This window comes from Rhodanobacter sp. ANJX3, from assembly GCF_014200755.1.
Taxonomy (GTDB): Bacteria; Pseudomonadota; Gammaproteobacteria; order Xanthomonadales; family Rhodanobacteraceae; genus Rhodanobacter.
Map to the genome: position 1 here is coordinate 501,953 of NZ_JACHCM010000004.1, position 25,789 is coordinate 527,741.

At 62.8% G+C, this 25,789-nt stretch carries 26 protein-coding genes; 14 read left to right on the forward strand and 12 right to left on the reverse strand.

Annotated elements, in window-relative coordinates; all coding sequences use genetic code 11:
- Window positions 1-4: 4 nt before the first annotated feature.
- Together HDE76_RS13910 and HDE76_RS13915 are read right to left on the reverse strand one after the other, a co-directional pair.
- Window positions 5-2,905 (reverse strand): type 2 lanthipeptide synthetase LanM family protein, encoded by a 2,901-nt coding sequence (locus HDE76_RS13910; RefSeq protein ID WP_184508412.1) that lies wholly within the window; start codon window positions 2,903-2,905, stop codon window positions 5-7.
- 105 nt (window positions 2,906-3,010) lie between these two features.
- Window positions 3,011-3,214 (reverse strand): DUF6229 family protein, encoded by a 204-nt coding sequence (locus HDE76_RS13915; RefSeq protein ID WP_184508415.1) that lies wholly within the window; start codon window positions 3,212-3,214, stop codon window positions 3,011-3,013.
- A gap of 436 nt (window positions 3,215-3,650) precedes the next feature.
- On the opposite strand from HDE76_RS13915, the gene HDE76_RS13920 reads away from it, so the two are divergent.
- Both HDE76_RS13920 and HDE76_RS13925 read left to right on the forward strand, forming a co-directional pair.
- Complete coding sequence (locus HDE76_RS13920) at window positions 3,651-4,187, forward strand: gamma carbonic anhydrase family protein (protein ID WP_184508418.1); 537 nt, start codon at window positions 3,651-3,653, stop codon at window positions 4,185-4,187.
- A complete protein-coding gene (locus tag HDE76_RS13925; RefSeq protein ID WP_218862521.1) occupies window positions 4,187-4,516 on the forward strand; it encodes a low molecular weight protein tyrosine phosphatase family protein in 330 nt (109 codons plus the stop codon). Before HDE76_RS13920 ends, HDE76_RS13925 begins: the two co-directional genes overlap by 1 nt.
- 37 nt (window positions 4,517-4,553) lie before the next feature.
- Here the strand turns inward: HDE76_RS13925 and HDE76_RS13930 are convergent, their stop codons facing one another.
- From HDE76_RS13930 to aroE, 4 genes are all read right to left on the reverse strand, one after another.
- On the reverse strand, window positions 4,554-5,021 hold the full coding sequence (locus HDE76_RS13930; RefSeq protein WP_255457889.1) for an energy transducer TonB: 468 nt from the start codon (window positions 5,019-5,021) through the stop codon (window positions 4,554-4,556).
- 237 nt (window positions 5,022-5,258) lie between these two features.
- Window positions 5,259-7,037 (reverse strand): peptide-N4-asparagine amidase, encoded by a 1,779-nt coding sequence (locus tag HDE76_RS13935; RefSeq protein WP_255481593.1) that lies wholly within the window; start codon window positions 7,035-7,037, stop codon window positions 5,259-5,261.
- 118 nt (window positions 7,038-7,155) lie between these two features.
- Entirely contained in the window at window positions 7,156-7,422 is a 267-nt protein-coding gene (locus tag HDE76_RS13940) for a YkgJ family cysteine cluster protein (protein ID WP_343205712.1), read from the reverse strand.
- Window positions 7,419-8,249: a shikimate dehydrogenase gene (aroE, locus tag HDE76_RS13945; protein WP_184508421.1), complete on the reverse strand. Its 831-nt coding sequence runs from the start codon at window positions 8,247-8,249 to the stop codon at window positions 7,419-7,421. The genes HDE76_RS13940 and aroE overlap by 4 nt, the downstream gene beginning before the upstream one ends.
- A 200-nt stretch (window positions 8,250-8,449) precedes the next feature.
- Between aroE and HDE76_RS13950 the strand changes: the two genes are divergently transcribed.
- Window positions 8,450-8,722 (forward strand): hypothetical protein, encoded by a 273-nt coding sequence (locus tag HDE76_RS13950; RefSeq protein ID WP_179482105.1) that lies wholly within the window; start codon window positions 8,450-8,452, stop codon window positions 8,720-8,722.
- Between the two features lie 19 nt (window positions 8,723-8,741).
- Here HDE76_RS13950 and HDE76_RS13955 read toward each other — a convergent pair whose 3' ends face one another.
- Entirely contained in the window at window positions 8,742-10,226 is a 1,485-nt protein-coding gene (locus HDE76_RS13955) for a RimK family protein (RefSeq protein ID WP_179482107.1), read from the reverse strand.
- Window positions 10,227-10,567: 341 nt separating this feature from the next.
- Here HDE76_RS13955 and HDE76_RS13960 point away from each other — a divergent pair, with 341 nt between their 5' ends.
- The gene (locus HDE76_RS13960; protein WP_184508424.1) at window positions 10,568-11,041 is read left to right on the forward strand and encodes an N-acetyltransferase; all 474 of its coding nucleotides are present in this window, start codon (window positions 10,568-10,570) and stop codon (window positions 11,039-11,041) included.
- A 57-nt stretch (window positions 11,042-11,098) separates the two neighbouring features.
- Here HDE76_RS13960 and HDE76_RS13965 read toward each other — a convergent pair whose 3' ends face one another.
- Entirely contained in the window at window positions 11,099-11,788 is a 690-nt protein-coding gene (locus HDE76_RS13965; protein ID WP_179482110.1) for a hypothetical protein, read from the reverse strand.
- Between the two features lie 125 nt (window positions 11,789-11,913).
- On the opposite strand from HDE76_RS13965, the gene HDE76_RS13970 reads away from it, so the two are divergent.
- The 9 genes from HDE76_RS13970 to HDE76_RS14010 all read left to right on the forward strand — a co-directional run bounded on the left by HDE76_RS13970 (window position 11,914) and on the right by HDE76_RS14010 (window position 20,645).
- Window positions 11,914-12,132 carry a lipoprotein gene (locus HDE76_RS13970; RefSeq protein ID WP_179482111.1) on the forward strand — a complete coding sequence of 73 codons (219 nt, stop codon included), beginning with the start codon at window positions 11,914-11,916 and terminating at the stop codon, window positions 12,130-12,132.
- Window positions 12,133-12,145: 13 nt separating this feature from the next.
- A complete protein-coding gene (gene dapF / locus HDE76_RS13975) occupies window positions 12,146-12,994 on the forward strand; it encodes a diaminopimelate epimerase (protein ID WP_179482112.1) in 849 nt (282 codons plus the stop codon).
- A 148-nt stretch (window positions 12,995-13,142) separates the two neighbouring features.
- Window positions 13,143-13,826: a DUF484 family protein gene (locus HDE76_RS13980; protein WP_184508427.1), complete on the forward strand. Its 684-nt coding sequence runs from the start codon at window positions 13,143-13,145 to the stop codon at window positions 13,824-13,826.
- 7 nt (window positions 13,827-13,833) lie between these two features.
- Window positions 13,834-14,736 (forward strand): tyrosine recombinase XerC, encoded by a 903-nt coding sequence (gene xerC / locus HDE76_RS13985; RefSeq protein WP_179482114.1) that lies wholly within the window; start codon window positions 13,834-13,836, stop codon window positions 14,734-14,736.
- Window positions 14,737-15,885 carry an acyltransferase gene (locus HDE76_RS13990; protein ID WP_184508431.1) on the forward strand — a complete coding sequence of 383 codons (1,149 nt, stop codon included), beginning with the start codon at window positions 14,737-14,739 and terminating at the stop codon, window positions 15,883-15,885.
- Between the two features lie 72 nt (window positions 15,886-15,957).
- The gene (hslV, locus tag HDE76_RS13995) at window positions 15,958-16,494 is read left to right on the forward strand and encodes an ATP-dependent protease subunit HslV (RefSeq protein WP_179482116.1); all 537 of its coding nucleotides are present in this window, start codon (window positions 15,958-15,960) and stop codon (window positions 16,492-16,494) included.
- A 174-nt stretch (window positions 16,495-16,668) separates the two neighbouring features.
- Entirely contained in the window at window positions 16,669-18,009 is a 1,341-nt protein-coding gene (gene hslU, locus HDE76_RS14000; protein ID WP_184508435.1) for an ATP-dependent protease ATPase subunit HslU, read from the forward strand.
- 115 nt (window positions 18,010-18,124) lie between these two features.
- Complete coding sequence (locus HDE76_RS14005) at window positions 18,125-18,736, forward strand: hypothetical protein (RefSeq protein WP_184508520.1); 612 nt, start codon at window positions 18,125-18,127, stop codon at window positions 18,734-18,736.
- 190 nt (window positions 18,737-18,926) lie between these two features.
- Window positions 18,927-20,645, forward strand: a complete 1,719-nt coding sequence (locus tag HDE76_RS14010) for a thiamine pyrophosphate-dependent enzyme (protein WP_184508438.1) — start codon at window positions 18,927-18,929, stop codon at window positions 20,643-20,645.
- A gap of 51 nt (window positions 20,646-20,696) precedes the next feature.
- Here the strand turns inward: HDE76_RS14010 and HDE76_RS14015 are convergent, their stop codons facing one another.
- Entirely contained in the window at window positions 20,697-21,398 is a 702-nt protein-coding gene (locus HDE76_RS14015; protein ID WP_184508441.1) for a glutathione S-transferase N-terminal domain-containing protein, read from the reverse strand.
- Window positions 21,399-21,565: 167 nt separating this feature from the next.
- Between HDE76_RS14015 and HDE76_RS14020 the strand changes: the two genes are divergently transcribed.
- Entirely contained in the window at window positions 21,566-22,021 is a 456-nt protein-coding gene (locus HDE76_RS14020) for a hypothetical protein (RefSeq protein ID WP_184508444.1), read from the forward strand.
- 70 nt (window positions 22,022-22,091) lie between these two features.
- Here the strand turns inward: HDE76_RS14020 and mnmE are convergent, their stop codons facing one another.
- The 3 genes from mnmE to rnpA all read right to left on the reverse strand — a co-directional run bounded on the left by mnmE (window position 22,092) and on the right by rnpA (window position 25,776).
- The gene (gene mnmE, locus HDE76_RS14025; protein ID WP_221262413.1) at window positions 22,092-23,465 is read right to left on the reverse strand and encodes a tRNA uridine-5-carboxymethylaminomethyl(34) synthesis GTPase MnmE; all 1,374 of its coding nucleotides are present in this window, start codon (window positions 23,463-23,465) and stop codon (window positions 22,092-22,094) included.
- 76 nt (window positions 23,466-23,541) lie between these two features.
- On the reverse strand, window positions 23,542-25,278 hold the full coding sequence (gene yidC / locus HDE76_RS14030) for a membrane protein insertase YidC (RefSeq protein WP_184508447.1): 1,737 nt from the start codon (window positions 25,276-25,278) through the stop codon (window positions 23,542-23,544).
- Between the two features lie 132 nt (window positions 25,279-25,410).
- Window positions 25,411-25,776, reverse strand: a complete 366-nt coding sequence (rnpA, locus tag HDE76_RS14035) for a ribonuclease P protein component (protein ID WP_184508450.1) — start codon at window positions 25,774-25,776, stop codon at window positions 25,411-25,413.
- Window positions 25,777-25,789: the final 13 nt, after the last annotated feature.

Here is a 25,789-nt window from a genome sequence, read left to right on the forward strand (position 1 = left end):
CCGATTATCGCTCAGCCTGCATCTCTGACGCTTGGATCGTTTTCTGCAAAACGGCACTTTTCAAGTTATGTCTCTGCCCACGACGTTCAAGCAGCAACGGTGAGGCGAGAGTGCACTGCGGATGCATTCGGTTGAGGCCGTGTATCGCCCCAGCCAGGCCAGTCATGAGACCCGGTGTGAAAGCCGCACGCGTCAGCCCGCCGACCATACCTCGGTGCTCTTCAATGGCAGAGACGATCTCTGCGGTGGCCTCGTCCGGATCGGTAGCGCAGCCGTCGGGGTCCAGTTCCGCGGCGCGCACGTGCAGTTCCCATAGAGACATGTCGCCATGGCACAGCGTATGGCTGGCACCCCACTTCCCGCGGGCAGCGGCAGCCGCACGGCGCAACGTCCGCAAATGACGCAGATCGCGCGTGCGCGCATACAGATCGCCGGCAGCCAGGCCAATGCCGACGCTACCGTTGCACCAGGTATGGAAGCTGTTATCGCCGGCATTTGCGCGTATGTCGATCCAGTTGCCTTGCGCCTCATCGTAGAGTGAGTCCTGAAAGGCGAACGCCTGATCCGATAGGGCAACCCAGCGAGCTCGATCTTCCGCGCTGCCAGCGGCGGTCAGCGCCAGCCGCGCCAGCGACCAGGCGACGCCGGCCGCACCGTGCGCGAATCCACCGGCCGGCTCCGCGGTCCCTGCCATCGGCCAGCGCGCACCGCGCTCGTCAATGATCGCGGTCGTTTCCAGACGCTGCGCCGCGCGAGCTGCGAGCACGTGCCAGCGTGAGTCGCCGGTGACTTCGGCCAGCCCCAGCAACGGAATGATCGCGCCGCTGGCGCCATCAATGATGTCGAACAGTTCGTCGCCTTCGAAACCTTCTTGTTCCAGAGCTTCGGCACGCGCAATGGCACGCGCCAGCAACTCCGGATCTTGCTGCAGCTCATACAGGCTCAACCAGGCCCAGATCTGTGCGCCATAGCCGGAAAAACCGCCAACTGTCTGCGGTTTGTCGGCCACCTCCATGGACCGCATGACCTTCAAGGCTCCCGCCAATGCTTCATCGATCCCAGGCACTGCGTCGGCACGGCCATGCTCGACCTCGAACCGGTAGCCAGCCAACGCCGACGCAATGCCGCCGAGACCGAAGTACACATCCGCATAGACGGGTTGAACCGCCCAACCGCTCCGACCGATTTCTGGCGTAATCCAGGTTGCCGATCCATCGTCGCCCCTCACGGCCAGCCGCAACAGACGCTCGACCGCATTGGCGGCCAGCTTGCGTCGGCGTTCGTCGAGCCGGTGGGTGTGTGGCCGCTGAGCGGCGTAGAAACGTCCGCTACTTTCTTCTTCGCGATCGCGAAGACGCTGGTTGAGATCGGTCGCAACGAGCGCACTGCGTATCGTCAGTTCCTCAAGCTCGATGCGCATGGCCCGCCAGTCGGCATAAACTTCATCGATCTGGGACCGGCTCAACGACGCAACGAAGATCGGCACATCGCCATGACGCAGGTCGTCGATCTCGGCCATGATCTCTTCTGGCGCCGATGGTGCGATCGGCACTATGGCGGCATTGCGTGCGAGAAGGTCGCGAACGCGCTCGATGGCCTTGCCTTCATCGTGCAGCGAAGCTGGATGCCACAGCATGCGACCAAGCTCCACATAAGCCTGGGTAGGTCGACGGACATCGCGCACTCGGCAACCCTCGAAGCAAGCCAGCAGCGGTGCAAGACGCTCCTCGGCATCCAGCGAGTGCAGACGTGCGCTGGCTTCGAGGAATCCTTCGCTGATCTGGTCCCAGTAAAGGGATACCTTCGGACGCGGACTGGGATGGTTCAATGCCGAAACCATGTCCACGCTGACGACCTCGACCCTTGCCGACATGGTGCCTTCGTCGACAATGATCGGCTTGTGCACCAATGGCTGTTGATCGGGCAGTGCGCCAGCAGCGGAAACATCGACCCCATTGAATCCAAGCGCTGGCGTGCGATACGGCACGATGCCCGTGCGCAATACCGAGCTGCGGATCATCGCGGCCGCAAGATCGTAGGCTTGGCCGTATCCGGAAGGTGGCGCGGAAATAGGAGTCGAAAACAGGCTTTCCACATCGATCACTATCGGCACCGGACCGACGGCAATGAGGTTTTCCAGGTGAATGTCGGTACCACCGAGCAGGCGTAATACGGCCAGCCAGTGACCCAAGCCACGATAGAAGGTCCGCAGCTCATCTTCACCGGAGCAATAACGATGCGCGACAAAGGCAGCCCAACCATAGTCGCCGCGATCGATCACCTGCGGCACACGCACACGATCGACCGCGTCACCGAATACGCTGCCAAGAAACACCTCAAGCGTCTCGTCGACACGCAGCGAACGTGGCTTGTACATGACCTCGCCACCTTCCAGCGACAACCGAGCCACGGTCTGGCCACCCGCATGCAAATCGCCCTGGCCCAAAGTCACTCCGATCAAACGCCCGGCAGGCTGTTTCAGCAGGTGTCCCAGTTCTGCGCGATCGGCAATAAAGCGCACCACCAGCGAGTGAATGGCGTTGGACTGCTGGGCGAGCAGGCGCCGCAGACGCGCGCGCAATGGGGGATAGCGGCGGTCGAGATGTTCGGCGAAGGCAGGCTTTAATGCATTTTCGACGAATTGTGCAAATTGGCCGGCTTCGTCTCCTGCGTTCAGCTCGCCCGCCAACTTGGACGCATGAAGTTCCAGCAGCATTAATCGACTCAGTCTGAGCCGCGCACTATTTTGCAGAGCTTGTTCGGCAACCGACTGGATCAGTGCCGCTTCTTCAGGATCCAGTCCATATGCGATTTCCGCAAGCTGCGCGGCGAAGGAAACGCACGTTGGAGCAGCAAAGTGTTCGATGATGCGCGCGAAGGCATCCGATGCGTTGGTTTCGGTCATCGTGCACCAAGAGTCCTTTCAGTTCATGGGGCCGAAATTGGCTGGAAAGACCGCCTGCGCGTACCTAAGCACAAAAAAATTGATACCCGCAGGCGGCAACCTAGATCAACAGCAGGCGCAACCACCAGCCACTGAACAGGTCGTACTTCCGCGCAATGTCAACGTGATTATCTCGGGACCTGCGCTCGTCAGTGCCGCTTCGGTAACGGCCAGTCCCTCGATATACAGCGGTCCAGCCGGATTGTCGTAGCCGCTGCTGCTATCGGAACCGCTGAGCCAACCTGAAACGATTTCGTCATTCAATTGCATAATCTTTCTCCATTTGATTATTGACCATGATTTGTATCAATCATGAGTTGTATTGAAGAATCCGGTAGCTCCCTTACTAGATCAATCGCACCATTGGAGCCAGCTCCGGACATTGACGTTCACGTGCTCGCGAAACTCCTTGGACCTAATTGGTTAACAGTCCAATCGTGCCCCATATCCAAGTTCCGCCTCTGGACAGTGCTTTCAGAGACGCCAACCTGTCAACAAGTTTCTGTGTCACATCGCGGCATGACAAGAATTTACGCCTCGGACGTTTTGAAGCGTGATGAAATCCATTGAAAGTGCCTAGAAAACTAGGCAACGACCTGTTTTCGGCACCGATTAGCGTCATGGCGTGCGAAGCAATGGGAAAGCGAATACACCGCGCTGCGGTGATCGACCGCCGCCGCACGATCGCGAACGCTAGAATGCTGCCATGACCTCGATACGAAGCTACAAAGGATTGCTCCCAACCCTCGGCGAACGCGTCTACGTTGACACCGCGGCAACCGTGATCGGTGACGTCGTACTCGGTGACGACGTATCGATCTGGCCCGGCGTGGTCCTGCGCGGCGACGTGCATTACATCCGCGTCGGCGCACGCAGCAACGTGCAGGACGGCACCATCGTGCACGTGACTCACGACGGCCCGTATTCGCCCGGCGGCTTTCCCACCATCATTGGCGAGGACGTCACCATCGGCCACGGCGCGGTAATTCACGCCTGCACGATCGAGGACTTCTGCCTGATCGGCATGGGCTCGACCGTGCTCGATGGCGCCACGATAAAAAAGTACGGCTTCGTCGGCGCGGGCAGCGTGATACCGCCGGGGAAAGTCGTCGGCGGGCGCGAGCTGTGGCTGGGCAACCCGGCCAAGTTCGTGCGGCTGCTCAGCGACACCCAGATCGAGCAGCTGCATTACTCGGCCAGCCACTACGTGCGCCTGAAAGACGAGTATCTGGCAGCCGGCTGATGGCTGTGCGCCATGTACTGTTTCTCTGCAGCCGCAACCGGCTGCGCAGCCCGACGGCAGAACAGGTGTTTGCCGCATGGCCCGATGTTGAAACCGACTCGGCCGGGCTCGCCGATGACGCCGACGTGTCACTGTCGGGCGAGCAATTGGAATGGGCCGATCTGATCGTCGTGATGGAGCCGTCGCACCGGCGACGGCTGATGCAGCGTCACCGCGGGTATCTGAAAGGCAAGCACGTCGTAGTGCTGGATATTCCGGACAACTATGCTTTCATGCAGCCCGAGCTGATCGAGCTGCTGCTTCGAAAAGTGGGGCCTGTGCTGCGATAGACAGATGTCGCGCCCGCCGCCTGCACGCGACGAGGAGCTACAGTGTCGCGCTTTCCGTACGCGCCTGGATCGCCGCCGCCTGCGCTTCGTGCTCGCGCATCATCACCATGCGCTGGGCGCTGAGCTTGCTGCCCAGCAGTGCCAGCTTGTAATTGTTGCTGTCGTAATCGCGCAGCAGGGAAAGCTCGCGCTGCGCTTCGTCGACATCGCGCGCGTTGATGGCTTGCTCGACGTCGTTGCAGGCTTGCGTAAAAAGCGTATTCAGGTCGTCCCGCGCAACCGCATTTTTCGGATCGAGCTGCAGCAGACTGAGGTAGAACTCGTAGGCATTGCTGCCGGCGGGCGCAACGAGCCGGTGTTCGCTGACCGCGGATTTCGCCAGGCCCAGCAGAATGCCCTCGCCGCTGGCGTCGGTCGAGGTGCCGGAACCCGCGGCTTCGGCTTGGGCTGAACCTGCCGCGTGAACATACCAGCCGATGCCGCCGGCTAAGACAATGAGTGCCAAGCCAGACGCAAAAATTGGTCCGCGTCGGGAAAACGCAGCAGACGAAAAAGTAGACATGGCGCTCGGATAGTGATCGTACCGCGCGCGAAGGCGCCCGCGATCGGGCGCTTCGGCGGAAGCGGTCGTCACCATAGTCATGCCATATGTCAGCGGCGTGACGAAACGCGAGGAAGAATACGGCTATGTAACCGTCGCCGCTCCACGCAAGCGACGATCACCTGTTAGCGTGCGCGAGAATCACCAGCCGAGCACGGCGTTGCCGTTCTCCGGCGAGCCGTCCGGGTGGGTGAACCAGAACACGCGGTTCTGTTTGTTCGGGCAGCCGGTGCCGGTGGCATAGCTGGATACCGCCCCGTTGAAGCTGCCGACGTCGGTGCGATAGCAGCCACCCAGCGAATCGTTGAAGGTGAAGCTTTGCGTGCTCTGCTGGTTGCTGTGCGAGGTAAGGTTGCCGCTGGCGTCGAAGGCCAGCGTGTCGTCGCTATCGACTGTATTGTTGAGCTTGGCCGAATACAGCGTGATGCCGAACAGCTGATGCACCGTGCTCTTTTCGTCGCCCTGATGCGCCACCGTGGCCAACCTAAAGCTGCCGTCGGCAGCAATCGCTTCGTTGACATCCAGATGCAACGGATAGCGCACGTGTTCGCTGTACTTGCCGGTAACGAATCCGCCGATGCTGCTCTGGCTGGTGCTATCGGACGAGGTCTGTTGATCGGTCACCTGGCAGTACGTGGTGTCGTTGATGGTGAACGTCTGCACGTCGCCAAAACCCACGGTCTGATCCACCGTGGTTTCCACGCGGCCACGCGAGGTATTGGCGTACCCTGTGATGATGAAATGCCGGCTCAGCTGCGTGGTGATGGCGCCGGTGATATTGCCCGAGGCATCGGTGCTCAGCGTACTGCCGATGGTCGGCGTGGGCGGCTGGCCAACCAAGGTATTGCGCTCGATCTGGCCGCTGACGGTTTTCGCATGCGGGTCGAGATACAGCAGCAGGCTGGCCGTGGCCGAAAAATAATTGTTCGCGCCCGCGACGCTTACCGCGACCTGATGCGCCGCGCCGTTGCTGAGCACGCCGGCGAACGGCGTCAGGTCGATGCGGTACGGCATGAAGTTCAGCGTCTGCACACCGGTAGTCGGCCGCCACAGGTAAGGATCGATGCCGCCGCTGTAGATCCATGGATACACCGGCGCCACGCCGGCCGGCTGGCCATCGATGCTGACTTCGGCCTCGCGGAAATTGCCGCCGCCGCATTCCTGTACCTCGGCGGCGTACTGATCGGGCACGCAGGTGTACCAGAACTCGTCGGCATTCTGGCTCTGCGCGAATACGTCCAGATAGGCACGCTCGACGTTAGTGGGCAGGGTCAGCGACTTGCTCAGCTGACTGGTGGATGTCGTCAGCGACACCGTGTTCCCGATCGGATCGCTGCCCAGCGGGATCACGGCGTCGGGCGCGGGCGCCGCCGGTGCCAGAATCGAGACCGGATAGAACAGCAGCTTCGCGCTGCCGTAGATCACGCCGGTATAGGTGCTGTCGACCACGTTGCCGATCAGGGCCTGGCCGTTGCCGGCCTGACGCAGCAGGGCGCTGTAGTCGGTGAGATCGCGCTCGACGTGCCAGCTCGGTGCGACCGTGGACGAGGGTTCCTCGGTCGTACCGAAATACAGGTTCACACCGCCGAGCCAAAGAGTGGCGGTGCGATCGAACTGGCGCCCGGCAGTGACCGAAAAATCCGCTTCCAGCACCACTTTCGACCAGTGCGTGCCGCAGCCCGTCGGCGGCGTGTAGGCATAGGGACGCGGGTTGAAGTCGTTGAACGCCACGCCGCTGAACAGCTGCACCGTGCACGGCGTGCCCGGCGGCCGCGGCACGGTGGGATCGGCTACGGTGACATTGGTCGAGCCGATCGGACTGGTGTTGCTGGCAGCGGCGCCAAAGGCGCTGCCGGCCAGAACCAAGGCCAGACCCGCCATAACTACCGCTCGACGATCGAAAAACCCTTTCGGCAACATGCGTGACTCCCCCACGAGATGGTGCCCCTGTTTGGGAAAAGTAGCACACGGTTGAGGGATGAAAAGCGGGGTGCAGAAAATTACGCGGCGAAATATCTGCCGCACTTCACAACACGGGTCAGCCGGCAGCGGTGGCGGTCTCGAGTGCTGTCAGCCACGCCATCGCCTGTCCGCGATCGCTGCCGCACATCGCGGGCTCCGGCTGCAGGCTCGCGCATACGGGTGGGCGACGTGGGTCACCGAAAATGGCGCAGCGGTTTTCCTCGGTGAGCTGCACGCAGCGGACGCCGGCGGGCTTGCCGTTCGGCATGCCTGGGATCGACGAGCTGATCGACGGCGCAATGCAGCAGGCGCCACAGCCCGCGCGGCACGGCAACCCGCTCACGCGGTTTGCCGGCGCATCGACTGATAGACCGGCTCCGTCTGCGGGCGCTGGCCGTGCCATAGGGCGAACGTATCGGCGGCGGTTTCCAGCAACATGCCCAGGCCATCGACGGCCTGGCGTGCACCGGCGCTCTTGGCCCATGCCAGAAAGCCGGCAGCCGCCGCGCCGTAGGAGAGGTCGTAGCCGATCGTATGTTCGTCGACCAATGAAGTAGGCAGCGGCAGCGCCTCGCCCAGCACCCCTGCCGAGGTGGCGTGCACGATCAGGTCGAAACAGCCAAGCTCGGCCAGCTGCTGCCAGTCATGGGACTGCACGCGCTCGGCATCGTCGATCAGGCCGGCCAGCGCATCGGCAGATGCGCGCGAACGATTGACGATGGTCAGCGTCTGCACACCGGCATCCAGCAGGTTCCACGCGACGCCGCGAGCCGCACCGCCGGCGCCCAGCATCAGCACCGACTTGCTCCGTAGCGCGATGCCATGCCGTTCGGTCATGTCTCGCACCATGCCGGCACCATCGGTGTTATGGGCGGCCAGACGGCCATCCGGTAGACGCGTCAGCACGTTGGCCGTGCCGACGCGTGTCGCGGCCTCGCTGCGCTCATCGGCCAGAGCAAAGGCCGCGGCCTTGTGCGGCAGGGTGACATTGGCGCCGCGGCCAGCGTCGGCAAAGAACTGCTGCACAGCATCGTTGAACTCGGCCGGCGCCGCGTCGATGGCTCGGTATTCCAGCGCAATGCCGAACTGCTCGGCGAACGCCCGATGGATCGGCGGCGACACGCTGTGCTTGATCGGATGGCCGAAGACGGCAAAGGAAAGGGGAGCCATGGTTTTCCAGAATGCTGGGGGGTTCGCCGCGTCCGGCCTCATCGAGGCCATTCTACTAGCCATCTATTCGCGATGATTCTGCGGAAACCGGAACCGCTTGCCGTCGCGGCACCACCCGTTTGAATTGACTGCCGACCGGTCGCAGCCTGTGAGATACGCGTATTGGAAGCTGCAGGCATCCGAACCCGAGGAGTCTGCCGATGCGACCACAACCGCTTTCCGACAACCACCGCGACAATACCAGCCACCGGCACCTGCTCGGGAGCGCCGTGCTGTGGCTTCTGGCCGGCAGCTTTCTGCTGGCCACCACCCTGGTGCCGGTTTATAGCGAAATGCTTGGCTGGACATCGGCGTTCTGGCTGGTCGGCGCGCCGCTGATCGTGCTGCTGACGCTGGAGCCGTCGCTGCCGCGTCAGCTGCTCGCCCTGCGGCGGCCCCGCCAAAGCACCCTGCGCACGGCCATGTGGCACTGAGACCCGACCAACGAATTCCCTAACCGGTGATGCCCTGCCGCTTGCGCTCCATCCGGCGCAGGAACTCCTGCATGATCTGCAGATACAGCGCGTCGCCCAGGTGGTCGTCTTCGACGCCGGCATCGATCGACGGATTGTCGTTGACCTCGATCACCACCGGCTTGTTGCCCACCTGCTTCAGATCGACGCCATAGAGGCCATCGCCGATCGGCGCGGTGGCTTTCAGCGCGAGCTTCACCACGTCGGCCGGCGCCTCGCTCACCGCAATGGTTTCGAAGCCGCCGCTCTTGGCCGTGCCCTTGGCGCCGTGGTTGTAAATCTGCCAGTGACCGCGCGACATGTAGTACTTGCAGGCAAACAGCGGCTCATGATTGAGCACGCCGATGCGCCAGTCGAACTCGGTATAGAGGTATTCCTGCGCCAGTAATAGCGCGCTGTGCTGGAACAGTTCGCCGGCGGCCTTTTCCAGCGCTTCCTCGCTCTGCACTTTCACTACGCCGCGCGAGAACGAGCCGTCGGGGATTTTCAGCACCAGCGGAAAACCGAGTTTGCCGACCACTTCCTTCATGCCCTTGGCATCGTCGCGATACAGAATTTCGGTGTGCGGCACGGCGAGCTTGCGCGACACCATCAGGTCGTTGAGAAAGATCTTGTTCGTGCAGCGGAGAATCGACGTGGGATCGTCCATCACCACCATGCCTTCCTTCTCGGCGCGATGGGCGAAGCGATAGGTGTGATTGTCGCTGGCGGTGGTTTCACGAATGAACAAACCGTCGTACTCGGCCAGGCGCTGATAGTCGTTCTTGCCGATCATGTCGACTTCGATACCGAGCTGCTTGCCTGCCGCCACAAAGGACTTCAGTGCCTTTTTGTTCGACGGCGGCATCATCTCTTTCGGATCCACCAGCATCGCGATGTCGTAGCGATACAGCTTGCGCGCGCGCGGCTTGCGCCACAGCTTGCGCGAGAAGCGGTCGAGCTCTTCGGCGAACGCGTCTTCCTGCGCGTCGTCCAGCGTGTGCAGGCCGACCGGCTTGATCGAGCTCACCTGCCATACGCGGTCGCGCTCGAACTCGATGCGCATGAGCGGGCAGGGAAAGGTTTCGAACACCTGCCGCGCCAGATCCTGCAGCGCGGGATACGCCGTCTCGCCGAAGTAGACCAAGATGCCGAGGTCGGTGGTATCGCGGCCGCCGGCAGGGAGAAAGTGCGTGAGCTTCTGGTTGAGATCGTCGATATCCACACCGTAGAGCGAGCGGCGGCGCAGATCGTTGACCGTGCGTACCGACGGCATCACCTTGTGCCCGCGCGCTTCGGCCAGCAGCGACACGTAATAGCCGGTACCGAGATATTTGTAGCTGCGGCACAGGTTGATGACGTGGGTTCGCTCGTCGTCGTTGCTGATCGGCTCGCGCAGATAGTCCATCGCGCTCATCACGTCGACGGACGGGTAGTACGAAGCCCAGTCGGAGGCTTTTTCGACAACGATGACCAGACGGGTCATGACACCACTCAGGCAATGCGGTTGGAGCAGATTGCCCAGCAGTGGCGGGGCGCGATTTGCACGGCGCGCAGTTTGGCACAGGGGCGGCATCGCACAAGTCAAAGCGCTGAAGCGGGATTAAACGCGATCCGCGCCGACGTTGGCTGCAATGAAAAATACACGCGGCGAATGCCGCCGGCTGCTAGAGTCCGCGCGGTTCGAATGGCGATTCGATTTCTCTGCACATCCGCCGCGTCACTCATCTACTGCGGGACTTCGACTCCATGGCATCAGGATTTTCTTCCACTGACCGTCAGCCGCCGATGGCATTGGAAAACGTGCGACACCAGGATCCCGCCAGCATGCGTCCAACGCCGTCCACCGCCAGCGTGCGCGTGCGCCGCGCCGAAACCTCCGATCTCGACGATCTGGTCACGCTGGAAGATCGCACCTTCGACAGCGATCGCATGACGCGCGACCAGTATCGGCGTCATCTCGACAGCGATACGGCACTGGTGCTGGTCGCCAGCGCCAACCACCGCCGCTTTCTCGGCACCGCCGTGGTGTTTTTCCGCAAAGGCAGCAGCGTGGCGCGGCTTTACTCGCTGGCCAGCCAGCCCGAATCGCGCGGCAAGGGCGTAGGTACCGCGCTGGTCGAGGCGACCGAGGCGGCGGCTCGACTGCGCCGCTGCCGACGGCTGCGGCTCGAAGTGCGCACCGACAACGTCAGCGCCATCAAGCTGTACGAGCGCCTCGGCTACCGATGTATCGGTTCACTCCCCGGCTACTACCAGGATGGTGCCGATGGCTGGCGCTACGAGAAGCAGCTCGACTGAACGATCGCTTTCACGGCAGCGCTTTCTGAACAACCCGAGGCCGGCGTCCGGCGCGCATCAGCCGCCGAACGGCTGACCGATCTTCTGCTGTGTCGCTTCGTCCGGCCTGGCCACCAGCGCGCCGGTACGCATCAGGCTCACGGTGTAGTGCCCCTGATCCACCAGCGGCAGAAAGGCGCCGCTGCCGTACAAGGTATCTACCTCGGGCAGCCAGTCGGGATACTGCTTGTGCAGGTCGAGCAGATCGAAACCATCGGCGTGATCGAAGCTGACGACCGTGCGCGGCGCGCTCATTTCCTGGGCGGGGTCGTCGTAGCGACCGGACAGACGATCGAGCCGGTACAGCGGCGGGATGCCCGAAAGCAGGGCGGGCAGCTTCCATTTCAACACGATGGCCTCGACCCGCCAGTCGTCGCCCGCGAGTTCGACCTGCCGCGTACTGCCGTCGGGCCAGCTCAGGGTCAGCGCCCAGCGCTGTGGCGAGAGAATATGGGCCTCGATGTCGACCACCGGCGTCTCTTCGCTGAGCAGTCGATAGCCGCGCAGCGCGTAACCGGTGCCGCCCAGAACCAGAGCCAGCACGAAGAAAATCACGCATAGCAGCGCGCGTCCCGCGGCGGCAGCTCGGCGACCGCCGTGCAAGTGCTGACGCAGTACGACCAGTTGCACCAGCGTGATCAGCAGGAAAACCGCCGCCAGCACCAGCAGCACGGTCATCGGCATGCGCAGCAATGTGCTCCAGTCCATCGTGAGATCCTCGCCGCCCGGGCGTAACGTGATTCGATGCGCGCATCATAACGGCATGACCACGCCGTGCTGCGGTGAATCGGGCGCGCCTCGCTATACTGCATGCCTCTTCAGGAAACCTCGTCATGCGCCGACCGATCTCACTGAATTCGCTTTTGCTGGTCTCGTTTTGCATCGCAGCCAGCACGCTCGCCGGCTGCGGCCAGAAAGGCCCGCTGTACCTGCCGCCGGCCACCAAGCCGGTACCAGCCTCGGCCACCAGCACGGTAAAACCGCAGCAGCCAGCCATCACTGGTAACAGCGCGATACCCGACAACCAGCGGCCGGACAACACGCAGTACTGAGTCGCGATCGATCATGAAGCAGCGCTTTTCCAAGATGCATGGGATCGGCAACGATTTTGTCGTGCTGGACTGCCGCGACACGCCTTTTTCCATGACGATGGCGCAGATCCGCGCCATGGCGGATCGGCATACCGGCGTGGGTTTCGATCAGCTGCTGGGGATCGGCCGGCCGAGCGATCCTACCTGCGCGTTCTATTACGGCATCTCCAATGCCGACGGCTCGCCCTCGGGCCAGTGTGGCAACGGCGTGCGCTGCGTGGCCGCCTGGTTGCATCGGGAAGGTGCGCTGGCGATCGGCGAGACGGTACGCATCGAAAGCCCCTCCGGTCCGGTAGCCGTACGCTTGATCGACGCCAATGAAGTCGTCGTCGACATGGGCGTACCCGTCTTCGAGCCGGCACAAAGCGGCTTCGATGCGACGCGCGCGGCCACGCATTACCCGATCGATATCGCTGGCGCCATACGGCAGATCGGCGTGGTCTCGATGGGCAACCCGCACGCGGTGATCGAGGTCGAGCATCTGCACAGTCCCGAACTGGAACGGCTCGGCCCGCTGCTATCTACCCACGCACGCTTCGCTGAAGGCGTCAACGCCGGCTTCGTGCGGCGCATCGATCGGGGTCACCTGAAGCTACGCGTGCACGAGCGTGGCGCGGGATGGACGCTGGCTTGCGGCACGGGTGCCTGCGCCGCCATGGCCGTGCTGCATCAACGCGGCGATGTCGACGACAGCGTGCAGGTGAGCCTGCCCGGCGGCATGCTGCAGATCGACTGGACCGGCCCCGGCCAGCCACTGTGGATGAGCGGCTCGGCAACCTTCGTCTTCGACGGCGAATGGATCGTGCCCGAGGGTTTGCCGTAAACGCTGGCACGCGATTTCCCATGCGTTTTCGTCGCTCATCGGGCCTCGCAGTTGAAGCGCGGGCCGGTCCATCGCACACTGCGCCAGCCGACGCCGCTTTTTGCGCGCACAGGCCTTGTTTCGACCCGCCCTGCTCCGAGGTACCCGCATGACCGCCACCCTGCTCAATGACGCGACCCAGGCGCGTGTTGTTGCCTCCTACCTGAAGCTGCATCCGGAATTCCTCAGCGACTATCCGGAGCTGGCGGCACAGCTGAAGATGCCGCACGACAAAGGTCCGGTCGCCTCGCTGGCGACTTATCAGCTGCAGAGTCTGCGCGAGAAAAACGCCGAGCTCGAACGCCGGCTGGCCGAACTCATCGCGATTGCGGCCGAGAACGAAAAGCTGATGGAGCGCGTGCATGCGCTTACCGTTGCGCTGCTGCGTGCCAACACTATCGAAGTCACGGCGCGCAGTGTGGTGGCCAAACTGACGGCCGATTTCCACACCGATCAGGTGCGCCTGGTGCTGTTCGGCAGCGAAGCGCTGCTGCCGCGCGCCGAATGGCTGGTGCAGGTGACGGGACCGGATGCACTGCCGGAGTTCAGCGACTTTCTGCAGCAGAACGAGCCGATGTCCGGCCGCTTGTCGAAGGAAAGGCTGGAGCGACTGTTCGGCAGCGCCGCGTCCGAAACCCGCTCGGTGGCGATGATGCGCCTGGGTGCCGCCGGCATTTTGGCGATAGGCAGCGGCGATCCGGACCGCTTCCAGCCCGGCATGGGCAATCTGTTCCTGAAAATGATCGCCGCCACGATCACCGCGGCCCTGGCCCGCTCGCGGGACGTTTCCTGAGCCGACAGTGACGCCTGAACGACAGATCGAGGACTGGCTGGGACGCCTCGCCAGCGAGCGGCAGGCGTCCCCGCACACGGTCGCCGGCTACCGGCGCGACCTGGCGAAGTTGACCCGCTTTATGCAGGAAAACGCCATCGCATCGTTCGATGCGCTCGACGCCAACCGCATGCGCAGCTTTGTCGCCACCGAACATCGCGGCAGCAAGGGCAGAGAAGCACTGGCGCCGAAAAGCCTGCAGCGGCTGCTGTCATCCTGCCGCAGCCTGTTTCGCCAGCTCACCCGCGAAGGTCGGCTCAGCCACGACCCTCTGCTGGGCGTGCGCGGCCCGAAGGTACGGCGCAAGCTGCCGCAGGTGCTGGATGTCGACGAAGCCAGCGCGCTGGTCGAAACCGACAGCGGAGGCAGGCTGGCCGTGCGCGATCGCGCCATGCTTGAACTGTTCTATTCCAGCGGCCTGCGCCTGTCCGAGCTGGTCGGTCTGCGCTGGCTCGATCTTGACCTCGACGGCGGCGAAGTGCGCGTACTCGGCAAGGGCAGCAAGACCCGCATCGTACCGGTCGGTCGGCATGCCGTGAGCGCGCTGCGCGCGCTCGGCGCCGAGGAGGGCATGATCGCCGAAAGTGCGATCTTCCGCGGCCGCGGCGGCGCGCCGATCAATCCACGCACGATCCAGCTGCGCATGAAAAAGCTGGCGCTGCAGCAGGGCATTCCCAAACACATCCACCCGCATCTGCTGCGGCACACGTTCGCCAGCCACATGCTGGAATCCTCCGGCGACCTGCGCGCCGTGCAGGAGCTGCTCGGCCACGCCGACATCGCCACCACGCAGATCTACACGCACCTCGACTTCCAGCACCTGTCCAAGGTGTACGACGCCGCGCACCCGCGCGCACGGAAAAGGGGCTGAATGCGCACGCTTCTGCGGTCATCGTCGCCGGATCTGCCTAACTCCAACGAGCGCCGAACCATTTTGGACAACGACGCGATCCGTGCTGTCGACGATCTTGCGCGAAGCGATCAGCCGGCGCGCTACTTTCCTGCGGTCGACGGATTACGCGGAATTCTCGCCATCGGTACGATTCTGATGCACGTGAATCGATCCTGGTTTCCGGGGGCACCGGCGGTAATGGACATTTTCTTTGTGGTCTCCGGCTTTCTGATCACGCTGCTGCTTCTGAACAATATCCACCGTGACGGCAAGATCGAACTGAAGGTTTTTTGGGCGCGGCGCTTCAAGCGTCTTTATCCAATGCTGGCTATCGTGGTGAGCGTATATCTTGTCCTGGGAAGCTTTCTGATTGATCACCCCGCGCGACTTTACGCGGATGGCATTGAAACCCTGTTGTACGTGTCCAACTGGACCAAGCTCTACAACTACGTGTATCCCCCTCTTTTCGCACACAGCTGGTCGCTGTCGATCGAAGAACAGTTCTACCTTTTGTGGCCGCTGCTGCTCACGGTCTTGCTGCGCTGGGGTATCTCGGCCAAAGGAATGCTCGTGACGTGTCTGTGCCTGGCGAGTATCACGCTCATCTGGCGCAATTATCTGATTGGCTCAGGCGTGCCGTGGTCACGCATTTACTACGGTTTGGACACCCGTGTTGATGGATTTCTGCTTGGCGGCGTTCTCGCCATGCTTTGGCAGCGATCGAACGACATGCTCTATCGCAAGCGTTGGCTAAATATTGCTTGGCAGGGCTGCTTTCTTGCGCTTTTTGTATTGGTGATGAACTGGAACCCCTGGGAAGTCCAGTACTTTGCCTGGCAGCAGAGCGTGATTATCTTATTGTCATGCGGCACGCTTGTCGCCTTGGCCAGCCCGTTCGACACCCCCGTGAAGCGTCTCCTGTCATCGCGACCGCTGCGCCAGCTCGGACTGATGTGTTATGGCATCTATCTGTGGCACTGGCCAATAGTTTGGCTATTGGTTGTTCGAACCCATTTGAAGCCGTTAGCCGTACTTGGCGTCGTGCTTCCGACCACGCTTGCGCTGGCCTATCTCTCCTACCGCTATATCGAGTCACCGATCCTTTCAAGGCGACCCAGGGCGACCTGAAGCGCTTTTTAGGCGTTGAATCCTCGTCACGTGACCGCACATCGTGTCACTAGCACATCATGCGGAGCGCTCATGGAATCGTTTCACGCCACCACCATCGTCTGCGTCCGTCGCGAAGGCCGCGTCGTGATCGGCAGCGACGGCCAGGTCACGCTGGGCAACACGGTGATGAAGGGCAATGCGCGCAAGGTGCGCCGGCTCGGCAAGGCGGGTGATGTGGTGGCCGGTTTCGCCGGCGCTACCGCCGACGCGTTCACGCTATTCGAGCTGTTCGAACAGAAGCTCGAGAAGCACAACAACAACCTGACTCGCGCCGCGGTGGAAATGGCCAAGGAATGGCGCACCGATCGTCGCTTTGGTCGGCTCGAGGCGATGCTGGCGGTTGCCGACAAGGAAGCTTCCCTGCTGATTTCAGGCAACGGCGACGTGGTGGAGCCAGAACACGGGCTGATCGCGATCGGCTCCGGCGGTCCGTTTGCGCAATCCGCCGCCCTGGCCCTGCTCGAAAACACCGAGCTCGATGCGCGCACCGTGGTCGAGAAGGCGCTGAAGATTGCCGGTGACATCTGTATCTACACCAATCACAACGTGTCGATCGAAGAGCTTTGAGTCGAGCGGGGAGAGGGGACTGGGGAACGGGAAACGTGCCGTTCGTCGTAATCCTTCGCATCCCGCTCTGATTTCAGACCTCTTGTTGGCGGTCTGCGTACCAAACTTTCAGCCATTCAAAAAGCACGCGTTCCCCGTTCCCGGTTCCCCATTCCCGCTTTTAAGAAGTACACCATGTCCGAACTCACTCCCCGCGAAATTGTCAACGAACTCGACCGTTTCATCATTGGCCAGAACGACGCGAAGCGCGCGGTGGCCGTAGCGCTGCGTAGCCGCTGGCGGCGCATGCAGCTGGCGCCGGAGATGCGCAATGAGGTGACGCCGAAAAACATCTTGATGATCGGCCCGACCGGCGTGGGCAAGACCGAAATTGCGCGCCGCCTCGCAACCCTGGCCAACGCGCCGTTCGTCAAGGTCGAAGCGACCAAGTTCACCGAGGTCGGTTATGTCGGCAAGGATGTGGAATCGATCATCCGCGATCTGGCCGATGTGGCGTACAAGCTGACCCGCGAACAGGCGGTCAAGCGCGTGCGCACGCAGGCCGAAGATCGCGCCGAAGATCGCATTCTCGACGCGCTGCTGCCGCGGCGGCAGTCCGCGCCGACCGACTGGACGCATGACGCACCCGCACCGGCGATCGAGAACGACACGCGGCAGAAGCTGCGCAAGCAGCTGCGTGAAGGCGCGCTGGACGAGCGCGAGATCGAGCTGGATTTCGCCATGAACGTCGGCGTGGAAATCATGTCGCCGCCAGGCATGGAGGAGATGAGCGCGCAGCTCAAGCAGATGTTCCAGAACATCGGCGGCGCCAAGACCCAGCAGCGCAAGGTCGCCATCAAGGTGGCGCGGCCGATGCTGATCGACGAGGAGGCGGGCAAGCTGCTCAACGACGATGAAATCCGCTCGCTGGCAATGGAAGCTGCCGAGCAGAACGGCATCGTCTTTATCGATGAGATCGACAAGGTAGCGCAGCGTGGCGACCACGGTCACGCTGGCGTCAGCCGTGAGGGCGTGCAGCGCGATCTGCTGCCGCTGGTCGAAGGCTCCACCGTGTCGACCAAGTACGGCCCGATCAAGACCGACCATATGCTATTCATCGCCTCGGGCGCGTTTTCCCTGGCCAAGCCTTCTGACCTGATTCCCGAGCTGCAGGGCCGGTTGCCGATACGCGTGGAGCTGTCGGCGCTCAGCGTCGACGACTTCAAGCGCATCCTGCGCGAGCCGCACAACGCGCTGACCAAGCAATACGTGGCCTTGCTCGGTACCGAAGGCGTCACGCTCGAGTTCGTCGACAGCGGCATCGACCGCTTGGCCGAGGTGGCATTTCAGGTCAACGAACGCACCGAGAACATCGGCGCCCGGCGGCTGCATACGGTGATGGAGCGGCTGCTGGAAAAGATTTCCTACGAGGCGGCCGACAAGTCCGGCGAGCACTATCGGATCGACGACGCCATGGTGGACAGCAGCCTGGCCAGCCTGGTGCAGAACGAGGATTTGAGCCGATACATCCTTTAAATAAAAAGGCGGGTTCTCTGAGGAATCGGACCATTCGCAAGTTCCTGCTGCGCAAACGCCCCCTGTAAAGCCAGCCCTAACAAGCCGCCTGACCCGATCTGGTAAAATCATGCCTGTGAGCAACATCATTGAACTCAAAACCACCGGCCAGCGCGCCCAGCTGCGCGAAGCGCAGCAGAAGCAGACGCTGATCCGGCTGTGGCGCGAAGACCTCGAACACGGCAGCTTTTGCGGCTACGTGGGGGGCGTCGGGCAGGAATTTTTTCTGCTCTGGGTGGTCGGCGACGGCATTACCTACGATGGCATGTACATCATGCGCCATCGGGATATTTCCGAGCTCGAGGCGCCAGACAAACACCATATCTTCTTCGAGAAGGCGCTGGCGCTGAAGCACATTCTGCCGCGGCCGCCGCGCGGGTTTCCGCTGGACAACATCCGCGAAGTGATCCAGGCCGCGGGCGCACAGGCGCCGGTGATCGGCGTGCATGTGGACAGCGAAGACGAGTCAGAGGTCTGCTACATCGGCCGTCTCGCCAGCATGGATGACGACGGCTTCTACATGCAGGAGCTGAGCCCCGACGCGGAATGGATGCGCGAGGTCTCGTTCTTCGGCTGGGACGAGGTTTCTACCGTCAGCATCGAGGATAGCTACGCGCAGGCGCTGCTGGCCGTAGCCGGCACGGCGCCGCCGCTGGAACAGAGCGATGCCGGCGTCAGCCGCATTTGATCTGACGTCGCCCCCGAGCAGTAAACGTATGGCGTGACAACGAACGCCTGCCGCCAAAAGCGGCGGGCGTTTGCGTGTTCGCACCCGCTGGCGCCGCCCTGCATTCACCCGGAATTTTCACCGACGCGCATTCAATCAAGCTTTGCGCGAGCCGCCCGGTGCCCGCGTTTGTCTTTCGCGGAGATCACCCATGAGCAAGAAAAAAGTCGCCGACATCATCATCGAAACGCTGCAGGCTGCCGGCGTGCAGCGCTGTTACGGCATCGTCGGCGACACGCTCAACCACATCACCGACGCGATTCGCCGCAGCGATATCGAGTGGGTGCATATGCGGCATGAAGAGGCCGGCGCCATGGCTGCCGGTGGCGAAGCACTGATCACCGGCCGCCTTACCGCCTGCGCGGGTACCTGCGGGCCGGGCAGCCTGCATTTCATCAACGGCCTGTTCGAGGCGCACCGCAACCGCGCGCCCGTGGTGCTGATCGCCACCCAGGTCGCCACCAGCGAGATGGGCATGGATTTTCCGCAGGAAGTGGACCTGAAACCGATCTACGATACCTGCAGCCATTTCTGCGCCTATATCCATTCGCCGGCGCAGGCGCGCCGCGTGACCGCGCTCGCCGCACAGGCCGCACTCAACAAGCGCGGCGCCGCGGTGATCATCGTGCCGGGCGACATCAGCCAGATGGAGGTCGAGGACGGTCTGGCCTTCCGCCCGCATCAGCCGCAGCCGGTGCTGCGGCCGTCCGATGCCGAGCTGGACGAGATCGCCGCGGTGATCAACGCGGGCAAGCGCGTCACGCTTTACTGCGGCTCCGGTTGCGAGGGTGCCGAGCAGGAGATCGTCGCGCTGGCCGAAAAGATCAAGGCGCCGGTGGCGCATACCTCGCGCGCCAAGGATTTCATCGAGCCGTACAACCCATACAACATGGGCATGACCGGCATCCTCGGCGTGGAATCCGGTTTCCGCGCGCTGGACGCGTGCGACACCCTGCTGCTGCTCGGCGCCGATTTCGCCTGGAGCCAGTTCTACCCGAACGAGGCCAAGCTCATCCAGATCGACAGCGACGCCACCCACCTAGGCCGACGCCATCCCGTCGATATCGGCGTGGTAGGCCACATCAAGGACACCATCGAAGCGCTGCTGCCGCGCCTGCACGCGCGCGAGGAGCACGCCTTCCTGCGCAACAGCCTCAAGCATCGCGAAGCCACGCTCAAGCAGATCGCCGAGGAAGAGCACGCCGGCAGCGACGGCCTGATCCATCCGCAGTATCTGACCAAGCTGATCGATCGATATGCCGACGACGATGCGATCTTCACCGCCGACGGCGGCAGCCCGATGGTCTGGTTACTGCGCCACATCACCAGCAATGGGAAACGACGCACGCTGACCAGCCTGGTCCACGGCACCATGGCCAATGCGATGCCCGAGGCGCTCGGCATCAAAAAGGCGCTGCCCGGTCGGCAGGTGATCTCGCTCTCCGGCGACGGCGGTATCAGCATGCTGCTGGGCGACCTGCTTACCGCCGTGCAGGAGAACATTCCGATCAAGGTGATCGTCTACAACAACAGCTCGCTCGGCTTCGTCGAGATGGAGCAGAAAGTCGAAGGCTTGCTGGACGCGTTTACGGAGTTGAAGAACCCCGACTTTGCCAAGCTGGCTGAAGCCATCGGTTTCTACGGTCGCCGAGTGGACGACGCGTCGACGCTGGAGGAAGCCGTGCGCGATGTGCTGTCGCAGCCCGGCCCCGCGCTGCTCGACGTCAAGGTCAATCGCTACGAGCTGGTGATGCCGCCCAAAGTAGAGGTGGGGCAGGTGCTGCACACCGCGCTCTACTCGGCCAAGGCCATCATCGCCGGACGCGGCATGGAAGTCGAAGAGCTGGTGCGCACCAACTTCGCCGACTGACCACACGCAACCGCCGGCTCCGGACGGATGCCAGCGGTTGCCGCTCACGCGCTACTTCTTCAGCGCGCCCTGTCCAAACATGTGCTTTCGCGCTTCCTCGTCGGTGGCCAGGTCGGTCTTGCCCTTGATCGTGTCGGCCAGCGCATAAGCGCGCTTTGTTGCGTCGCGATCACGTATCTGCTCGAACCACATTTTCAGATTCGGAAAATCGGCCAGTGTCATGCCCTGCGCCTCGTACGGCACGATCCAGGGATAGGCGGCCATATCGGCAATCGTGTAGTCCTTGCCGGCAATATAGGCACGGCCTTCCAACCGCTTGTCCAGCACACCGTAAAGCCGGCGCGTTTCATTGACGTAGCGGTCGATCGCGTAAGGAATTTTTTCCGGCGCATAGCGGTTGAAGTGATGGTTCTGACCCAGCATGGGGCCCAGTCCACCGACCTGCCAGAACAGCCACTCGGTCACCACGTAGCGTTCGCGCACATCCTTCGGCGAAAACTTGCCGGTCTTTTCGGCCAGGTACTGCAGGATCGCCCCGGATTCGAAGACGCTCAACGGCTCGCCGCCACCCAGCGGATCGGTATCGACGATGGCGGGCATCCGGTTGTTGGGCGAAATCTTCAGGAACGCCGGCGCGAACTGCTCGCCCTTGCCGATATTCACTGGCTTGATCTCGTAAGCCAGCCCGGCTTCTTCCAGAAACATGGTTATCTTGTGGCCGTTCGGCGTTGGCCAGTAATACAGTTCGATCATGGGGAATCCTCGGGCACGCGGTGAGTACGGTCAAGCCAGCGTCTGAATATGGCCCAGCTGCCGATAAGACTTTGCGAAGAAAGGCCCTGCGTGTCGTCAACCCGCCACCCGTGGCTCGCGTTGGTCGAGATGTTGCCATCGCTCGGCACACTACCGGAGATATCGCTATGAAGTTTGTCCGTTGTTTCGCCGTGCTCGGCTTCGCCCTCGGCCTCGTCGCCACGAGCGCCGCTAATGCCCAACCTTTTCAGGACACGCCACCTGCCGGAAACAGCGACTCGGCGCACGGGCAGCACGCTATGCCCGACCCGCAGAAGCAGACCGCGCGATTGAGCCGCAAACTGCAGCTGACGCCGGACCAGGCCGCGAAGATCGAGCCGATCCTGGCCAACCGCATGCAGCAGATGCAGCAAATGCGTGGCGACACGTCATCCTCGCCGCGCGATGTGCATCAGAAAATGCGCGCGCTGAAGCAGGACACCGACAGTCAGATCCAGGCCATCCTCACCGACAGCCAGCGCCAGCAGTATCAGCAGATGCAGCAGCAGGCGATGCAAAAGCGCCTCGATCACAAACAGGGTGCACCTGCTGCCGGCGGTGGTAGCGACGATGACGGCGGTTAAGTCGAGTCACTGAAGCGTTCGACGGTTCGATGCCTGCAGCCAGCGAAATTTCTGCCTGCAGGCATCGTCGTTATTTTCCGATGCAGAACGAGCTGAAGATCGCTCCAAGCAGATCGTCGCTGCTGTAGCTTCCGGTGATTTCACCCAGCGCCTGCTGCGCCTGGCGAAGCTCTTCGGCGGCCATTTCGCCAGCTCGGCCTTCGCGCAGATGAATTGCGGCGTCATGTAAATGGACGTCTACTTGTTGCAAGGCAAGGACGTGGCGGCGGCGTGCGCTGAAGGCGCCTTCGCCGCTGCCGGCACCGGCAAGCTGCTTCAAGGTCTCGCGCAACGCGTCCAGCCCCACGCCGGTTTTTGCAGAGGCCCATAGCCAGCGGCGGCCGTCGCGTTGCTCGCCATGCGGCGGCGCGCTGTCGAGATCGATCTTGTTGACCAGCACCAGCTGCTCGACGCCTTCGGCCACATCGACAAGCAACGCGAGATCGGCATCGGCCTGCTTTGCGTCCGTGACCAACAGCGCCACATCGGCCCGCTGCAGCTCACCGTGGGCGCGGCGCACGCCCTCGCGTTCTACGACATCATCCGTCTCGCGCAGGCCGGCGGTATCGGCCAGTTCCAGCACGATGCCGTCCAGGCTCAGCTGCTCGCGCAGCACGTCGCGCGTGGTGCCTGCGGCCGCGTTGACGATGGCGCGATCGCTGCCGGCGAGCGCGTTCAACAGGCTCGACTTGCCGGCGTTTGGACGTCCAACGATGGCCACGCGCAATCCGTCATTGAGCCGCAAACCGCGGCGCGCCTCGCGCAGCAATTCGGCCAGCTCGGCCTGCACGGTCACCAGCTGGCGATTGATGGCGGGGTCGGCGAGAAAGTCGATCTCCTCTTCCGGGAAGTCGATCGCCGCTTCGATATGCACGCGCAGCGCGACCAGCGCCTGCAGCAGCGCGTCGACCTTGCGTGAGAACACGCCTTCCATCGACTGCAGCGCCGCACGTGCGCCAGCGTGCGAGCGCGATGCAATCAGGTCGGCGACAGCTTCGGCCTGCGCCAGGTCGAGCTTGCCGTTGAGAAAGGCCCGCTCGGTGAATTCGCCGGGACGCGCCAGACGCGCACCCAGCTCGCATGCGCGGCGCAGCAGCAGATCGAGCAATACCGCGCTGCCGTGTCCCTGCAGTTCCAGTACGTGTTCGCCGGTGTACGAGGCCGGCGCCGGGAAGTACAGCAACAGGCCGCGATCGATCAGTTCGCCCGCTGCATCGCGGAAGGCGGTGAAATGCGCGTAGCGCGGCGTCGGCGCACGACCCAACAGCGTTTGTGCGATCGCCGGAACGGCCGGTCCGGACACCCGCACCACGCCCACACCGGCCATGCCGGGCGCGCTGGCCACGGCGGCGACGGTCTCGCTGGAAAGATCGATCACCTGATCGGACGGGGAAGTGGATGTCATCGGCATGCACTCTAAACGAAGACAGCCGCGACGGTTTCCCGCTCGCGGCTGTCGAGGCGTCTCTATCGAAACGGACTCAAGCCGCCTTGATGCCTTCTTCGCGATCCACGTGATGCGTCACCCACCACTGCTGGCCCAGACCCACCAGACCGTTGATCGCGTAGTACAGGCACAGGCCGGACGGGTAGAACGCGAATAGCAGGGTGAACAGCAGCGGCATTACCTTCATCATCCGCGCCTGCGCCGGATCCATGCCGGCCGCCGCCGGATTGAGCCACTGCGTGCCCAGCATCACCAAGGCGTAGATGATCGGCAGGATGTAGAACGGGTCGGGCGAGCTGAGGTCGGGAATCCACAGGAACGGCGCATGGCGCAGCTCGATACTGTATTCCAGCACGTAGAACAGGCCCAGGAACACCGGCATGGTGATCAGCACCGGCAGGCAGCCGCCCATCGGATTGACCTTTTCCTTTTTGTACAGCTCCATCGTCGCCTGCTGCATCTTCAACTTGTCGTCGCCGTAGCGCTCTTTCAGCTGCGCGATGCGCGGCTGCAGCTTGCGCATCTTGGCGCTGGACTTGTACTGCATCGCCGTCAGCTTCCAGGTGGCGCCCTTAATCAGCAGCACCAGCAGGATGATCGCCACGCCCCAGTTTTTGGCGATGGCATGCAGCTGCGACAGCACCCAGTGCATCGGCACGGCGATCGCCTTGAACATGCCGTAATCGATGGTGAGATCGAGACCCGGCGCAATCGCATCGAGGCTGCCTTGGATATTCGGGCCCAGATACAGCTGCGACTGGCTGCTGACGCTTTGACCCGGCGCCACGCTCAGACCCGGACCCATCGTGCGGATCAGATAATGCGGCTGGCCGCTGTCCGGGTTGATGGTACTGGTGACGTAGCGGTCGGTCTGGTCAGCCGGCGGAATCCACGCCGCGAAAAAGTACAGCTTCAGCATGGCGGCCCAGCCGCCCTTGATCTGCGCGTCCAGCTGATCCTTCGGCTCGGAGAAATTCTTGAACGGCAGCTTCTCGAATTTCTCGCCGGTGTACCAGCCGGCGCCTTGGGCAAAGCGCGTCTGCGGGTCGGTATAACCCTTGATCCAGCTGCTCGGCTTCGGCGGCGCCGCGCGCAGCAGCTGCTGATAAGCGTAGCCCTGCCACGGCTGTGTGCCGCCGTTGTCGATCCGCTGAGTCAGGCCGATCTGGTAGCTACCACGCTTGAAGGTATAGGTCTTGGTGACCTTGACGCCGGCGGCGTCCTGCCAGGTCAGATCGACCTTCAGCTCGTTCTGGCCCGGCGCCAGGGTGTAGTCGGTCTGCGCCGCGGTGAAGATCGCCTGGTGATTGGGCTGATCGGCCGGCGCCTTGTCGCTGCTGCTGACCAGGCCGTTCTGCGCGACGAAATAATCGTCCTCGCTATTGTCCAGCAGCACGGTCGGGGCCGGATGCGGCATCGCATGGGTCGGCGGCAACGAGGGGTAGGCCAGCAGCTGGGTTTTCACCACGCTGCCGCCGCGGGTATCGATGGTCAGATGCAGCACGTCGGTATTGATGTTGACCAGCTTAGCTGTCGTCGCCGTGGCCGACGGCGCGGTGCTGGAAGGCGTTGCCCCAGGGATCGCCGCGCTGGCATTGACGCCGTCGTTGGCGGCCACCGGTACGCTGCCATCGGCCTGTGTGCCCGCGCTGCTGGAGCTGGCGATAGGCATGGACGGCGGCAGCGGCGCGTAATCCTTTTCCCAGGCCAGAAACAGGAAATACGCCACGGCGAGCAGGGCGAACAGGAGAAAGGTGCGCGTTTGATTCATCGCGTAGCAAATCCGGGTAACGCCACGACAGTGCAGAGCCGCGGATGGTCGGGAAGAAAGGATGGGATAAAGGGCAGCAGTCAACACGCGATTGTGGCGGTCACGGCGGCTGGCTTCAATGGCGGGAGCGTTTCAACGCGATGTTTCGTTGCGACTTGCCAGCAACTTCTTCCACAGCAGATCGATTTCCGCCAGCAGTTCGGGCCCCGGCACACCGGCCGCCTGCTCGCGCGCCATGACCATCAGGTCGACGGCAGGGAGCTGGTGGCGTACCCGCCGGAACGACTCACGCAACAGACGCTTGATCCGGTTGCGCTCGACTGCGCGTTTGGAAACACGCTTGGATATCGCCAGGCCAAGCCGGGCGTGGCCGAGTTCGTTGCCGCGAAAGCGCATATGAAAACAGCGGCCGCCTGCGCGTCCGCTGCTCGACCGCAAGGCGGCGAATTCACCCGGCCGGCGTAACCGCGCATCGCGCGGCAAACCGGCGGACGACATGATCTACCGCTCG